General features: G+C 57.4%; 10 protein-coding genes. 2 read left to right on the top strand and 8 right to left on the bottom strand.

The window, feature by feature from the left end:
* Positions 1–142: 142 nt before the first annotated feature.
* From V6093_RS04870 to V6093_RS04860, 3 genes are read right to left on the bottom strand one after another with little or no spacing between them, the layout of a single operon-like run.
* Complete coding sequence (locus tag V6093_RS04870; RefSeq protein ID WP_014861895.1) at positions 143–1,576, bottom strand: efflux transporter outer membrane subunit; 1,434 nt, start codon at positions 1,574–1,576, stop codon at positions 143–145.
* Position 1,577: 1 nt separating this feature from the next.
* Positions 1,578–4,787 (bottom strand): efflux RND transporter permease subunit, encoded by a 3,210-nt coding sequence (locus V6093_RS04865; RefSeq protein ID WP_179052864.1) that lies wholly within the window; start codon positions 4,785–4,787, stop codon positions 1,578–1,580.
* Positions 4,784–5,860, bottom strand: a complete 1,077-nt coding sequence (locus tag V6093_RS04860) for an efflux RND transporter periplasmic adaptor subunit (RefSeq protein ID WP_004374843.1) — start codon at positions 5,858–5,860, stop codon at positions 4,784–4,786. The genes V6093_RS04865 and V6093_RS04860 overlap by 4 nt, the downstream gene beginning before the upstream one ends.
* 652 nt (positions 5,861–6,512) lie before the next feature.
* Between V6093_RS04860 and V6093_RS04855 the strand changes: the two genes are divergently transcribed.
* A complete protein-coding gene (locus tag V6093_RS04855) occupies positions 6,513–8,192 on the top strand; it encodes a SulP family inorganic anion transporter (RefSeq protein ID WP_274083866.1) in 1,680 nt (559 codons plus the stop codon).
* 26 nt (positions 8,193–8,218) lie between these two features.
* Here the strand turns inward: V6093_RS04855 and V6093_RS04850 are convergent, their stop codons facing one another.
* Both V6093_RS04850 and V6093_RS04845 read right to left on the bottom strand, forming a co-directional pair.
* Entirely contained in the window at positions 8,219–8,662 is a 444-nt protein-coding gene (locus V6093_RS04850) for a potassium channel family protein (protein WP_004374840.1), read from the bottom strand.
* Positions 8,663–9,052: 390 nt separating this feature from the next.
* Positions 9,053–9,961 carry a LysR family transcriptional regulator gene (locus V6093_RS04845; RefSeq protein WP_121783439.1) on the bottom strand — a complete coding sequence of 303 codons (909 nt, stop codon included), beginning with the start codon at positions 9,959–9,961 and terminating at the stop codon, positions 9,053–9,055.
* Positions 9,962–10,064: 103 nt separating this feature from the next.
* Here V6093_RS04845 and V6093_RS04840 point away from each other — a divergent pair, with 103 nt between their 5' ends.
* Entirely contained in the window at positions 10,065–10,817 is a 753-nt protein-coding gene (locus V6093_RS04840) for an SDR family NAD(P)-dependent oxidoreductase (protein WP_060538616.1), read from the top strand.
* A gap of 317 nt (positions 10,818–11,134) precedes the next feature.
* Here V6093_RS04840 and V6093_RS04835 read toward each other — a convergent pair whose 3' ends face one another.
* The 3 genes from V6093_RS04835 to V6093_RS04825 form a co-directional block, all read right to left on the bottom strand.
* Entirely contained in the window at positions 11,135–12,571 is a 1,437-nt protein-coding gene (locus V6093_RS04835) for an alanine/glycine:cation symporter family protein (RefSeq protein WP_406669720.1), read from the bottom strand.
* An 83-nt stretch (positions 12,572–12,654) separates the two neighbouring features.
* Positions 12,655–13,464 (bottom strand): alpha/beta fold hydrolase, encoded by an 810-nt coding sequence (locus tag V6093_RS04830; RefSeq protein WP_406669719.1) that lies wholly within the window; start codon positions 13,462–13,464, stop codon positions 12,655–12,657.
* Between the two features lie 89 nt (positions 13,465–13,553).
* Complete coding sequence (locus V6093_RS04825; RefSeq protein WP_265979052.1) at positions 13,554–14,453, bottom strand: LysR family transcriptional regulator; 900 nt, start codon at positions 14,451–14,453, stop codon at positions 13,554–13,556.
* Positions 14,454–14,481: the final 28 nt, after the last annotated feature.

The raw sequence follows: 14,481 nt of genomic DNA, 5'->3' as shown, positions 1-14,481 counted from the left end.
GTGGTTTGCCTGTGAGCCGTATCCGTCATCCCGCGACACTGTCCTTCCAGCGCAAGTGTTTAACCTCGAGAGGGCCAAGGTACAGCTACCGCTGGCGTTGGCACGGCTAAACCGGTCTGCCGAAACGGTGTCTCCATCATGCTCATGGTCGCTTTTGATTGGCAGTTGCTGTCAGTTTGTCCGCCTCGGTCACCCAGCCACCACCAGTCGCCTTGTACAGATCAATCATGTTGGTGAACACCGAACCGCGGGTGCGGGTGTAATCCAATTCGGCGTCGAACAGGCTGCGCTCGGCGTCCAGCACCTCGATGTAGCTGGTATAGCCGTTGTCGTAGCGCAACCGTGCGTAATGGGCATAAGTGCTCAGTGCCTCGACTTGCCTGGCTTGGTAGGCCATCCGTTCTCTGGATTTGCTCGATGCGACCAAGGCATTTTCCACGTCCCTGAACGCCGATTGAATCGACTGTTGGTAAATTTGCAGCGCCTGTTTCTGGATGGCTTCAGCTTGCTGCACCTGCCCGGCAATACCGCCGGCTGTGAAGATTGGCATGCTTACCGCCACACCATAGGACCAGGTGGAAGCGGGTCCAGTGAACAGGTTCGACAGTTGGTTACTGGCGGAACCTAACAGGCCGGTCAGGGAAATAGTCGGGAAGTATTGAGCCTTGGCAGCGCCGATCTGTGCATTGGCCGATATCAGATTCAGTTCTGCCTGACGCAAGTCCGGTCGCCGTTCAAGCAAGTCTGATGGTAAGCCGGCCGGCACCGTTGGCAGATTCAGTTGGGCCAGGTCACGGCCGCGGATGATTGGCCCAGGGTTACGCCCAAGCAGCACGGCCAAGGCGTTTTCCTGTTGCGCGACCAGGGGTTGGAGTTGCGCAACTGACGCCTGGGTGCGCTCGAGTTCGGATTGATTCTGTGCCAGTTCCATTTCGGAAATGGTGCCGGCACCGTAGCGCAGTTTGAATATTTCGTAGGACTCACTGCGAGCCTTGGCGGTCGTGCGGGCGATTTCCAGTTCCCGGTCGAGGTCACGCAGGGTCACGTAGCTCGACGCAACCGAAGCGACCAGACTCAAGATCACGCTTCGACGGCCTTCTTCCGAGGCCAGCAAATCGGCTCGGGCGGATTCATCCAGGCGGCGCAACCGGCCCCAGATATCCAGCTCCCAGTTCACGCTGAGAATGGCCTGGTAGTTGTTGAACACCGGGTCCACCGATGGGTCCAGCGAGACCGGACCGGTGTCCCGCGGCGAACGGGAGCGCTGCCCTTGGGCGCCCAGACCGACTTGTGGAAACAAGAGGGAACGGGTCTGGCCGTAACGGCCCTGGAATTCTTCGACCCGCGCGGCGGCAATCTTGATGTCCTTGTTTTCGAGCAGCGCCGTGCGGATCAGTTCATTCAGGACCGGGTCGTGGAACTGCTCCCACCACAGCGTATTCGACAGGTCTTTTGCTTCCTTGTCCGCATAACGGTAGGCAGCGGGGGTGTCGATTTTCGGGGGCTGGTAGTCTGGCCCCACCATGCAACCCGCCAGGCTCAGGCACAACATCAGCGGGATAGGAGGCTTACGCATCTCAATCCCCCTCATGTCGGTTTTGTGCCGCGCCGTCGGGAATCGTCGGAGCCTGCGTCGAAGCAGTTGGCTTGGCGGCTGTTTGGGCGTTGTCCTTTTCCCCGAACATTCGCTCCACCAGATAATAGAACAGAGGGATGAAGAAGATCGCGATCACCGTCGCCGCCAGCATGCCACCAATTACACCGGTACCAATGGAGTGACGGCTATTCTCCGAGGCGCCGACGGCAATGGCCAGAGGCACGCAGCCGAGGATGAACGCCAGGGACGTCATTACGATAGGGCGCAGACGTTCTTTTGCTGCGGTCATCGCGGCATCGTAGGTCGACATGCCGGTTTCCCGGTTCAATACCGCAAATTCGAAAATCAGGATGGCGTTTTTGGCGGCCAGCGCCACCAGCATGGTCAAGCCGATCTGGAAATAGACGTCGTTGCTCAAGCCCCGAAGCAGGACGGCGAGCAGGGCGCCGAACAAGGCAAAGGGTACGGCCAGTAGCACACCCACGGGCAGTGACCACTTTTCGTACTGCGCCGCGAGGATCAGGAACACCATCACCAGGCCGAAGATGAACACCTGGGAGGAGGCACCTCCGCTCTTTTTTTCCTCGAATGCCTCGCCGCTCAATGCCAGCGCATAGTCATTGGTCATGATTTCCGCGCCGATCTCCTCCAGAGCCTGTAGTGCCTGGCCTGAACTGTAGCCTGGCGCCGGGTTCGCTGTGAGTTTGACCGCCGGGAAGTTGTTAAAGCGTGTTAGCAGGTCAGGACCGGTGACGTAGCGGGTTGTCAGCAAGGCCTTGAGCGGCACCATGTCGAGGTTTTTGCTGCGCACAAAGATCTGCTGCAGGTCCTCGGCCTTCAAGCGATAGGCCGGTTCGGCCTGCAGAATCACCTGCCACAGGCGACTGAACTTGTTGAATTGCGAGACGTAGAGCGAGCCGAACATGGTCTGCATGGCGCTGTAGACATCTTCGACCGGTACGCCCAGGGATTCCGCTTTCTCGCGATCGACGTCGACCATCAATTGACGGGAAAACACGTTGAAGGTGGAGGTGATGACGCCCAGCTCCGGACGTGTCTTGGCTTTCGCCACCAGATTGGCGACCAGTTCCGCCAGTTGGTCGACATTGCCGTCGCCCTTGCTTTGAACCCAGACTTCCATGCCTCCGGTGGTACCCAGGCCGGGAATGGACGGTGGGTTGACCGGCAAGATGATCCCTCCCTGAACCGTGGAAAACGCCCGCGTGGCCTTCTGGATCACTGCGGGGGCGCTTTGTGCCTTGATGGTTTCGGCGTCCTTGTAACGCCCCTCGAAATCCTTGAAACCGACAAAAAACGCACCGGCATTGTTCTTGTTCTGGCCGTCGAGCAGGCTGTAGCCGTTCACAATCGCGACACCTTCGACGGCCTCATCCTTCATGAAGAAGTCACTGGCCAGTTTGCCGACCTCGGCGGTGCGATCCAGGCTGGCAGCGTCGGGCATGATCACCGCGCCAAGCAAGTAGCCCTGGTCTTCCGGTGGCAGGAACGCGCTGGGGATGCGCTCGGCCATCAACAGGATCAGCACGATCATGCCGGCAAAGAGTAGCAATGCCAGCACAAAGCGCTTGATCATGAACGCCACCGAGCGTGAATAGCCCTCGGTCAAGCGCTCGAAACTGCGTTCGAACCAGCGGAAAAAGGCGTTCTTGTCACCGTGCTGCGGTTTGAGTAGCAGGGAGGCCAGGGCGGGGGACAAGGTCAGGGCGACCAGGCCGGAAATTACTACAGATATGGCGATGGTGATCGCAAACTGTTTGTAGAGTTGACCGGTGATGCCGCCCATGAAGGCCACCGGAATGAACACCGCGCACAGTACCAGGACGATGGCCACCACCGGGCCTGCCACTTCATCCATCGCCCGTTTTGCCGCGTCCTTGGGCGTCATCTTGTGCACCTGCATGTTGCGTTCGACGTTTTCGATCACCACGATCGCGTCATCCACCACAATACCGATGGCCAACACCATGCCAAACAGCGTCAGCATGTTCACCGAAAACCCGAGTGCGGACATGCCGATGAACGTGCCGACGATCGACACCGGCACCGCGAGCACCGGAATGAGCGTGGCCCGCAGGCTCTGCAGGAAGATGTAGACCACGATAACCACCAGTACCAGGGCTTCGAAGAAGGTGTGGATTACCTCGGAAATCGAAGCTCGGGTAAAGGCCGTGGTGTCCATCACGATCTTGTACTCGATGCCCTCGGGAAACGTGGCCTTCATGTCCGAGAGGGTCTTGGTCACTGCTGCGGAAACATCCAGGGCATTGGCGCCGGGTTGCTGGTACACGGAAATCAGCGTCGCTGGCCGGCCCTGATAGGTGCTGCGCAAGGAATAGTCTTTTTGCCCCAGCTCGGCGCGTCCAACGTCTTTGAGTCGAACAACCGCCGCGCCGTTGTTGCTGGCACGCAAGATGATGTTCTCGAATTCCGAAGGCTCGGTCAGGCGTCCCTTGGTGGTCACGGCAAACGACTGCTCCACCGGTTGCCCCGTAGGCGACTGGCCGACCCTGCCTACGGCGAACTGCTGGTTCTGATTGGCGACGGCTTTCTGTACATCGGCGGCGGTGATGCCCAGCTGGGCCATACGGTCAGGCTTTAGCCAGATCCGCATGGCGTAGTCTGGCGTGCCGAAGATACTGGCCTGGTTCGCCCCTGGAATCCGCTTGATCGCATCGAGGATGTAAAGGTTGGCGTAGTTGGCGACATAGGTGCTGTCGTAGCGGTCGCCGGCGGAATACACCGCAAGCACCATCATGAAGGCCGAGGATTTTTTCTGTACCTGGATGCCCTGGCTCTGCACGGCGGAGGGCAGTTGCGGCAGGGCCAGATTGACCCGGTTCTGCACGTCGACTTGCGCCAACGAAGGGTCGGTGCCTATTTCGAAAAAAACATTGAGGGTCATGTTGCCCGTCGCGGAGCTCGACGAGTTCATGTAGATCATGTTGTCGGCGCCATTGACTTGCTGTTCGATGGGCGCGGCCACGTTATTGGCCACGACTTGCGCATCGGCACCGGGGTATGTCGCGGCCACCGTGATCTGCGGCGGCGTTATATCCGGGTACTGCGCAACAGGGAGCTTGAGCATGGCCACCGCACCGGCCAGGGTGATGATGATGGAGATCACCGAAGCGAAGATCGGCCGGTCAATGCAATAGTGGGAAATGCTCACTGGCTTTTCCCCTCATCGGCTTTTGCTGTTTGCCCATCGGCTGAGCCTGTTGACGAGGCGCCAGGTATACCGACGATCTTCAATGGCCCGTCTGGCGTGACCCTGATCGCGCCATCGACCACGATGCGCTCGCCGACCCGTAGCCCCTTGTTGATGAACCAGTTGTCACCTTGCCAGTCACCCACTTCAACCACGCGTTGCTCAGGTTTTCCCTCGGCATTGAGGACCCACACGAAGTGACTCTTGGAACCTTCCAGCACGGCTTTTTGCGGCACAAGAATGGCATTGGGTCGCGTAGCGCCTTTGGCCAGGGCTCTCACAAACTGACCAGGACGCAGCAAGCCATCGGGGTTGGCGAGCACTGCCCGAACCAGGAAGGTGCCAGTATCCTGACTGTAGGAAGGTGCCAGAAAATTCACCTTGCCAGTGTTGGGCGCCACGGTGCCGTCAGCCAATACCACTTCAACGATAAAATCACTACGCGGTGGAAAAATGAGATGGCCGGCGGCTATCTCGTCGCGGTATTTCAGCGTCTCGTTTTCCGAGAGGCTGAAGTTCACGTACATCGGGTCCATCTGTGACACCGAAGTCAATAACCCCGACTCACCTGGCGTCACATAACTGCCATCCTGTTTTTTGGCATAGCTTGAAAGTCCGGCAAGGGGTGAGCTGATGGTGGTGTAGCTGAGGTTCAACTGCGCGGTACGCACAGTACCCTCTGCGGCCAATACGGCGGCATGGGTCTCACGTTCGTTGCCCACCGCATTGTCAAGGTCCATCTTGCTGACCGCATTCTGCGCCGCCAGCGGCCGTACCCGCGCCAACGTGGACTTGGCTACCTCCCAGCGAGCTTGTTGCTGGGCCAGTTGGCCTTGGGCCGACAACAGCGCGGCCTCAAACGGTTTGCGGTCCATCTGGAACAGCGTTTGTCCGGCTTTGACCAAATCGCCTTCGGTGTACAGCCGCTTATCAAGGAAACCGGCCACGCGCGCACGGATTTCCACCTCGCGGGAACTTTGGGTCTGGGCAACGAATTCGAAAGTCACTGGCGTGTCGCGGGCGGTGACCGTCATCACAGTGACTTCAGGCGGGTTATGCGCAGGGGAGACGGGTTCTTTGCCGCAGCCGGCAACTAGACTTAAGGCGCCTAGGACAATAGCGATGGGCAAACCGACAGGCTGTCTGACAACATTAATGTTCCAGCGCATACTCTTCTCCGTGAAGCTCACTTGAACAGATGCATAGCCCGTCTCTTGTCACAACGCTAGCACCCGCAGAGGGTGGCACTTCTGACAAAAATCAAGTTGCAGCACGAGGTAACCGTGAGCGCCCTGGATGAGTACAGACCAGAATGACGCATGCGATGGCTATGCGTTTATTGGGAATATTTGATATTTCTCAAGTCTCTAGCACTTATCCGGAAGAAACTTCGATGCATCTGCGGTCAATAAATACTCCGCCTTGGTGGGCAACCCGTAATATTACGAAAATTCTTCGGCGGCGTTACAAGGCTGTCGTTAATAGTCAACAGAATCAAAGCGCCCTTCGGCGTGAAGGTTTTTATTCGTAATCGGCATATCCGAAGAGAGAAAACGTGAAGGTTGGCCGCGAGATTGAGCTGATCAAGGGTGACTTTAAAATGAGCTTACGGGTCAGCTCCGTGTCAGCGCGAATGCCGAGAGTCTTTGCGCGTAACAGGCAATAGAACCCATCAGGAGCGGCCGTGTGAAACTGCATCTGAAAGCCTCAAGCACAGCCCACTCTGACACGGCGTCACTTCGCCTCAACGTCGTTTCAGGGCTCACGGCCTCTGCAGTCGTACTACCCAAGGCAATGGCCTACGCGACTGTCGCCGGCTTGCCTGTTGCCGTCGGTTTGTATACGGCCTTCGTCCCAATGTTGATTTACGCATTCCTGGGCACGTCGCGAGTGCTTAGCGTCAGCTCCTCCGCCACGCTGGCGATTCTGGCCGGTGCGCAGATCGGTCTGGCAGTACCCGATGGTGACCCCGGGAAGCTGATCACGGCCACGGCAACACTGACCGCAATGGTGGGCACCATGCTGCTGTTGGCGCGGCTGATACGCCTGGGTTTTCTCGCGAACTTCATTTCCTCCCCGGTGTTGAGCGGCTTCAAAGCAGGTGTCGGCCTTGTGATCGTGTTGGATCAGGTACCAAAACTTCTCGGCATCCACATCGCCAAACAGGGCTTTTTTCTCGATCTCCTCAACATTGTGCATCATGTACCCAGGAGCTCTCTGATCACGATCGCGGTCGCTGCAGCGGCGTTCCTGATCCTCATCGCAATGGAACGCGCGTGGCCACATTCGCCAGCACCACTTGTTGTGGTGGCAGGGAGTATCGCCGCCTCGTGGTACTTCGGCCTGCAGGCGCTCGGCGTTTCGACTGTCGGCTTGATTCCAGCAGGGTTACCCCCAATCACACTGCCCGATCTCACATTGGTTGAACAAATGATACCGGGTGCGCTCGGGATCGCGCTGATGAGCTTTACCGAAACGATTGCAGCAGGTCGTGCCTTTGTCCGGCCAGGCGATCCCCCGATCAATGCAAACCGCGAGTTGGTTGCTACCGGCCTGGGTAACCTCGGGGGCGCACTGCTGGGGGCGATGCCCGCCGGTGGAGGTACTTCGCAGACGGCGGTTGTCCGCGCCACCGGAGGCCACTCTCAAGCGGTCTCGATTGTCACTGCCGGCATGGCTTTCGCCACGATGCTGCTGCTTTCGGGGCTTCTCGGGTATCTGCCTCACGCTACATTGGCGGCCATCGTCATCTACTACTCGGTCGGGCTGATTCAACCCCGGGAATTCCTGGCTATTCGCAAGGTGCGCCCGATGGAGTTCCACTGGGCGCTCGTAGCGACGTTTGGTGTGCTGTTGTTTGGCACGCTGCAGGGCATCACGGTGGCAATCGTCGTATCGTTGGTCAGTCTGGCCTATCAGACGGCTCGTCCGCATGTGTACGTCCTGGGTCGCAAGCGCGGTACCGACGTGCTTCGGCCTTTATCGGAGGACCACCCAGATGATGAGACTTTCCCGGGGCTGTTGATCGTGCGGCCGGAGGGACGTCTGTTCTTCCTTAACGCGGACTATGTCAAGGAGCAGGTCATAGCGCTGGAAGCGCAGTACCATCCACATGTGGTGGTCTGGGACATGAGTGCCGTTCCCGACATCGAATACTCGGCACTGCAAGCTCTGATTGAAGGCGAAAAACACTTGGGCGAACTCGGTGCCAGTCTCTGGCTGGCGGGGTTGAACCCTGGTGTACTTGAAATGGTACGGCGTGCTGGGTTCGACGAAAAACTCGGGAGCGAGCGTATGCTGTTCAACGCTCATGCTGCGATCCTGCACTATCAGGATCAGGACGCCACGCCGTTGACGGCGTCGTAGTCATGAAGTCCTGGTAGCGCAATACTTCAGGTTTTTTCGCCGCGGTCCTTGTCGGCATGGGTCATTTGGTAGATATGATTGACCTCGGCGAAGAACACACCCGTGGATAAGCCGCACATGATGATACCCGTCAACCCTTCAATCAGCCCGAATAGGCGCCAGGGTTTCACCAGCACCACGTCACCGTAGCCGATGGTCGCGTAGGTCACTCCAGAGAAGTAAAGCGCCGTTTCGAAATCAGGCAGAGATCCCTGCCACACATAGAATGTCGCCCAAATCGAGACAGCGATCAAATGCAGCATGATCATGTAGCAGACAACCCAAACCAACCGCGCGCTGATGGCGCCTAGTTGCCGTAGGGGAACATTGTTTCTGCGGGACAGAAACTTTAGCATCAAGGCCAGACCGACGGCATGCACAACCACAGTAATGGCTGCCAGCCCCCACGCGAAAAAGATGCTTGAATACATCAGTGCTCCTTCCGGGTTTCCGCGTGACGGTTGCCATCATTGCCCCTTCTTTTCTCGCGCGCTCCCAAGGGAGGTTCTTCGGCTGTTTAGTGGGGGCCAAACTGTGGTTCTCGAGGTCGAGCTTCTGTGTACGCTCCGATGTCCTTTGGTAAAGAGTCTCGACGAATGTAGGTAGACGGACTTGATAAATATCAAGCACCTCCTCGAGCTCGCGCGGGCGGGGTTTACGTACAAACTGTCCTGATGCGGGGCATTGATATTTGTCGGTAGGAAAACGGGATTGAAATCCACGTCATTCCGCCGCTGTGGGTGAAAACTTCAGGAGGGCCAGGAGGTAAGACGCCATGTCCTCACGCGACTAACATACTCCCTGTGCCAGCTTGGCGCTGATTACCTCCAGGCTGGGCTTGAAAGGTGCTCCGCGAAGAAGTCGGAAAGGGCCTGAACTTTTCTCGGCCGTGCACGGGCTGATGGCGTCACGAAATACAGACCGCCCTGCGTCATGCGCCACTCAGGCAAGATGTGCTGTAGACGTCCATCGGCGAGATATTCGGCGGCGATGAACTCCGGAAGCTCAGCGATTGCAACCCCCGCCAGCAAAGGTGCGACTAATGCATCCGAGTTGGTGACGCGCAGGGGACCGCGCGGGGCCACATCTTGCTCGCTGCCATTATCGTGAGTGAAACGCCACACCTGGCTCCGTGCTCGATAGGCGTAGCTCATACACGCATGAGCGGCCAAGTCGCGGGGATGAGATGGATGGCCACGCCGGGCCAGATATGACGGGGCTGCTACGAGGAATTGGGTCACCGAGCAAATTCGGCGAGCAACCAGGGAGGAATCGGGGAGGGCCGCGATCCGCAATGCCGCATCGAAACCATCGGCCACCAGGTCAACTGTCGAATCAGATAGGTGTAGATCAAGCTCTAGCTCTGGATAGAGCGTCAGCAACGCTGGGAGTAACGGCGCGACCCAGCGCAAGCCGAACGACATGGGCACAGCCAGCCGCACCAACCCGCGTGGTTGTACCGACAGCTCTTGGGCTTCGCTTTCCATTTCTTCAGCCTGGCGATACAACGCACTGGCCTGGTCAACCATACGTTGACCAAACTCGGTCACAGAGAGTTGACGTGACGTTCGGTTGAACAAGCGACCACCCAGGCGCTCCTCCAAGCGCGCAACCGCACGCGATACCGTGGGAACCGACACACCCATTGCCCTGGCGGCGGCCGCGTAAGAGCCTTCCTCCGCCACCTTGGCGAACATGGCAAGCCCTTCAAAATCCGGAATTCTTGGCATTTCAATTCTGCAATGATGACTTTCAAATGATTCTATTTTGAAATTATTTAGAGGTCGATACGCTTCTCCCACACCAAATCGCAATCCCGACGGGAGAAACACCATGAGCAAGAAACTGGAAGGTAAAGTCGCACTGGTCACTGGCGGAAGCACTGGCATCGGTTTGGCCACCGCCAAACGCTTCGCTGAAGAGGGTGCTCACGTCTACATCACCGGTCGCCGTCAAGCTGAATTGGACAAGGCGGTGGAACTGGTTGGCAACGCCACCGGTGTTGCCGTCGACTCCACGAAGCTCGAGCAGCTCGATACGTTGTATGCCCGCATTAACCAAAACCATGGTCGGCTCGACGTGCTGTTTGTCAACGCCGGCGGCGGCTCCATGCTGTCTTTGGGTGAGATCACCGAAGCTCATTACGACGATACATTCGATCGCAACGTGAAAGGCGTGTTGTTCACGGTTCAGAAGGCGCTGCCGCTACTGGCGCCGAAAGCGTCGATCATTCTGACCGGCTCCACGGCCGGTAGCTCGGGCACTGCGGCATTCAGTGTGTACTCCGCGTCTAAGGCGGCTGTTCGGGCCTTTGCACGGAGCTGGATTCTGGATTTGAAAGATCGCGCTGTCAGGGTCAACACCCTCAGCCCGGGCGCAACGCGTACGCCCGGCCTGGTCGACCTGGCTGGCCCAGATACAACACAACAGCAAGGCTTGCTCGACTACCTGGCCTCGCAGGTGCCATTGGGGCGGGTGGGTGAGCCCATCGAGATTGCCAATGCAGCCGTGTTCCTTGCCAGTGAAGACTCAAGCTTCGTGAACGGGGCTGAATTGTTCGTAGACGGTGGCCAGGCACAGATCTAAGGAAACATTTGTTGCTGTTGTTGACTGCGCATGGGGTAGCAGGTGTCCCGCAGATACTCTTGGGAATGGACACCGACTTCGACAATCAAGTGGCAAGCCAGTGTGTCCGCAAATAGTTGGCCACGCTGATCGGACAAATCACAAGGGGTTCGTAGAGACCTGTCATGCGGCCCAGGCCCAGATTGATCTCCTCAATACCCCTGATTGTTTCTGAAATTTTTAGCGGTTACGTCGGAGTGCAGATACTCCCCCCGGCAAAGCATACCTCCGAAGCAGGCAACGGGGCCACGTAACGGGCCCCGTCGCCACAGCCGGATTTAGCGGTGGCTAACCACAACCGCTGGGTTATCTAAGGGCGTTGGGGGTTGTTGAGCCCAGATACTCTGGTCGATATTCACATCCTGAAAGGCACTGGCGGTCAGGACGGGTTCGGTAACACCCGCTTTACGTTGCTTGTCGTAGTCTGCGAGCAGCCTCAGGCCAACCTTGCACAGTAGCGTCAGGGCGATCAGGTTCACCAGGGCGGAAAGGGTCATGGTGATATCGGCAAACGCGAATACGGTTGATAGGTCTTCCATCGAGCCCCAGAGGATGAGTGCTAGCACGACTGCGCGGTAGGCTAGAAGGACCTTGCGGCTTTCACCAAGGATAAACTTCAGGTTGTTCTCGCCGAGGTAGTAGTTGTAGAGGATCGAGGTAAACACGAACAATGCCAGTGCAGCGCTAATGAAAATGCGCCCCCAGTCGCCCACAACCGCAGCGAGTGAGTTCTGGGTCAGAACCAGACCGTCACCGGCAAAGCCGGCGGTGTAGAAGCCGGACAACAGGATCAGCAGAGCAGTGCAGGTACAAATGACGAACGTGTCGAAGAACACGCTAAACGCCTGTACCACACCTTGAGAAATTGGATGCCTGACCTCAGCCACTGCCGCGACATTGGGAGCACTGCCCAGGCCGGCTTCATTGGCGAACACGCCTCGTTTGACTCCCATTACGATGGCGCTGCCAATGAGGCCGCCGAATGCCTGGTCCAGGCCGAAGGCGCTTTTGATGATGGTCAGCAGCATCATTGGCACGTGATCGAACTGCAAAACAATCACGTAGAGCGTTACCGCTACGTAGGCTAGCGTCTTCACCGGTACCAGCAGGTCTGCCACCTTCGCGATACGCTTGATGCCGCCTACAAATACCAGCCCCAGCACGACCGCCAGGACGATGCCCGAATGGGTAGGCTCGATGCCGAAGGCATTTTGCAGGGAGTGGGTTACAGCATGCGATTGCAGACCGTTGAATGAAAAGCCAAAGGTGACGGTGAGCAAGATTGCCATCAGTACGCCGAGCCACCGCTTGTTCAACCCGTATTCAATGTAGAAGGACGGTCCGCCGTAGAATTGGCCGCTGGCATCTTTACGCTTGTACAACTGGGCCAAGCTACATTCCATCAGCGTGGTCGCCATGCCAACCAGAGCGGTGACCCACATCCAGAAGACAGCACCCGGACCACCCATTGTTACAGCGACTCCAACGCCGGCAATATTGCCTGCACCTACCCGACCCGCGAGGCTTAACATGAGCGCTTGAAACGAGCTAATTTGCGCTGAACTGCTGGTGAGGCTGTCTTTGAAAACTTTAAACATGTGCAGGAAATACCGAAGCTGCACAAAGCGTGTCTTGAGGGTGAAATAAGTGCCTAGTCCGACGACCAGGACGATGAGCAGCTTTCCCGAAAGAAAACCGTTGATGGCTTCGAGCATGGCGCAACCTCATTGTTATTTTTACTGGGGGAGTGCGAGCTTCACGCGGCCGACTCAGCCGCGTGTTTAAAGATATGATTCGCTCAGGTGCGGTCTTGCAAAGCCTTGATGTGCTTCCACATCAGGGCGGGATTCGAATACATCGGAAAATGACCGCAATCAGGGATGCACGCCAGTTCCACGCCTTGTGCTGCGATATGGTCAAGGTACGACAGGTGTGAGTTGGTGACTCCATACATGTATTGGCGCGGGAAGGGCAGTGCGAGGAACTTGTCCATCAACTTGGCGTTGTCGGACAAATCCACCATGGATTCGAAAATGCCACGCACCGCGCCGGTCCGTACTTTATGCGCAAGGCTGGCCGCATAGAGTGCACTTGCAGGATCCGAAGCCAGCCGAGTGCGATCGATAAAGTCACGGAAGAAGCCCACGTCGTCATCACGGTTATGATCATGGATCTGTCGACTGAGGAAGCAATCCTCAGGTGCAATGTTGCCTTCGATATCAACGAAACTTTTAACGCGATCAGGCTCCTCGTGAGCCAATACCAAGCCGGTAAGTCCCCCCATGGAATGGCCTACCAGATGGAACTTGTCGATTCCGAAATGCGTGAGCACGGCTTGCGCGGTTTTCACCAGGAATGCGATGTTGATGCGCGAGAGGTCGGCGCACTCCGTTTCACCGCAGCCTGGCGCATCATAGGCAATGAAGGGGTGTCCTTCGAAAGACGCCTGCAGGGTGATATCGGCATAGTCCTCTTTTGTAGAACCGAATCCGTGGAGGAACATGATGGGCGTTTTTGGGCCGGTGCGGTGTATCACCGCCAGATCGAGCTGCACACCATCGATGCTCAGTGGGATTTTCTCGTACGTGAAGCGAGCTGCATGGGACACGGATCAAACTCCTATAACAGAGTCCCCAATGTTGAACGCGCCAAGTGATTTGTAAAATACGAAGCCACGAACCCTGTCATACGCCCGGCCTATGACTGCAAATCTTGTCTTGCATGGTCGATCATTGCCTCCACCAATGGGTTTTTGTGCTCGCTATGCCAGGCCATGGCCGTGATCACCACTTTCACTTCGGGATGCAGGGGGCGGATAAGGACGTTCTCCGGCGCGAGTTTACCCATAGACGTCGGTACCAATGCGATGCCCTGTCCGCAACTGACAAAGGCGACTTGTGACGATACGGACCGCACCTGGTGGACGATGCGTGGTGCGAAGCCGCTGGCTTTGCACTGCGCAACCAGGTAGTCGAAGTACACAGGACTCACATCTCGTGAAGCCATGACCAGGGTTTCATCCGCGAGGGCTTGTAGAGAGATTGACTCCCTGGCGGCCAAGGGATTGTCTTTGGGTAGTGCCACAGCCAGCCTATCCTCGGACAACGGCAAGGATTGAATATGTCGACCGAGATTCCCTTCCAGGCGTGCGAATGCAATGTCGATATCACCCGCCTCCAGTGCGGGTATGGCTTCCGCGCTATCTATCTCCCGAACCGATACCGTAATCAACGGATGGTTCTGTTTAAAGCGCTCGATCAACGGGGGTAGCACGTCGATCATCGCCGATGTAATGGCTCCGATGGTCACCACGCCGGCATGGCCTGCGACGGCTTCGTGAACCGCCAACTCTAGTCGCTCCAGTTGATCAGCGAATTTCCGGACCGCGGGAAGAATCGCGGCGCCGGCGGCAGTCAGCTGTGCTCCGCGGCGAGAACGGGTAAAAAGTTGAACGCGTAGCGACTGTTCGAGCGCCTGGATCTGCTCGGTCAACGGGGGTTGCGACATACCCAGCCGCTTGGCCGCGCGACTGAAATTTTGGTCTTCTGCCACAGCCAGGAACAGCCAAAGGTGGCGTATCAAGCGAAAGTTGATCACGGCGCTTTTCCATAGGTTTAGGATATAA

The sequence above is a fragment of the Pseudomonas putida group bacterium ESBL64 genome (genome assembly GCF_045277175.1).
Classification (GTDB): Bacteria; Pseudomonadota; Gammaproteobacteria; order Pseudomonadales; family Pseudomonadaceae; genus Aquipseudomonas; species Aquipseudomonas alloputida.
This window is presented reverse-complemented; position numbering and strand designations above follow the sequence as displayed.

Excerpts from the sequence above, each read along its gene's own strand:
- V6093_RS04870 (WP_014861895.1), bottom strand. The coding sequence starts at position 1,576 with ATGCGTAAGCCTCCTATCCCGCTGATGTTGTGCCTGAGCCTGGCGGGT.
- V6093_RS04840 (WP_060538616.1), top strand. The coding sequence starts at position 10,065 with ATGAGCAAGAAACTGGAAGGTAAAGTCGCACTGGTCACTGGCGGAAGC.
- V6093_RS04860 (WP_004374843.1), bottom strand. The coding sequence starts at position 5,860 with ATGACGGTCACCGCCCGCGACACGCCAGTGACTTTCGAATTCGTTGCC.
- V6093_RS04850 (WP_004374840.1), bottom strand. The coding sequence starts at position 8,662 with ATGTATTCAAGCATCTTTTTCGCGTGGGGGCTGGCAGCCATTACTGTG.
- V6093_RS04835 (WP_406669720.1), bottom strand. The coding sequence starts at position 12,571 with ATGCTCGAAGCCATCAACGGTTTTCTTTCGGGAAAGCTGCTCATCGTC.
- V6093_RS04845 (WP_121783439.1), bottom strand. The coding sequence starts at position 9,961 with ATGCCAAGAATTCCGGATTTTGAAGGGCTTGCCATGTTCGCCAAGGTG.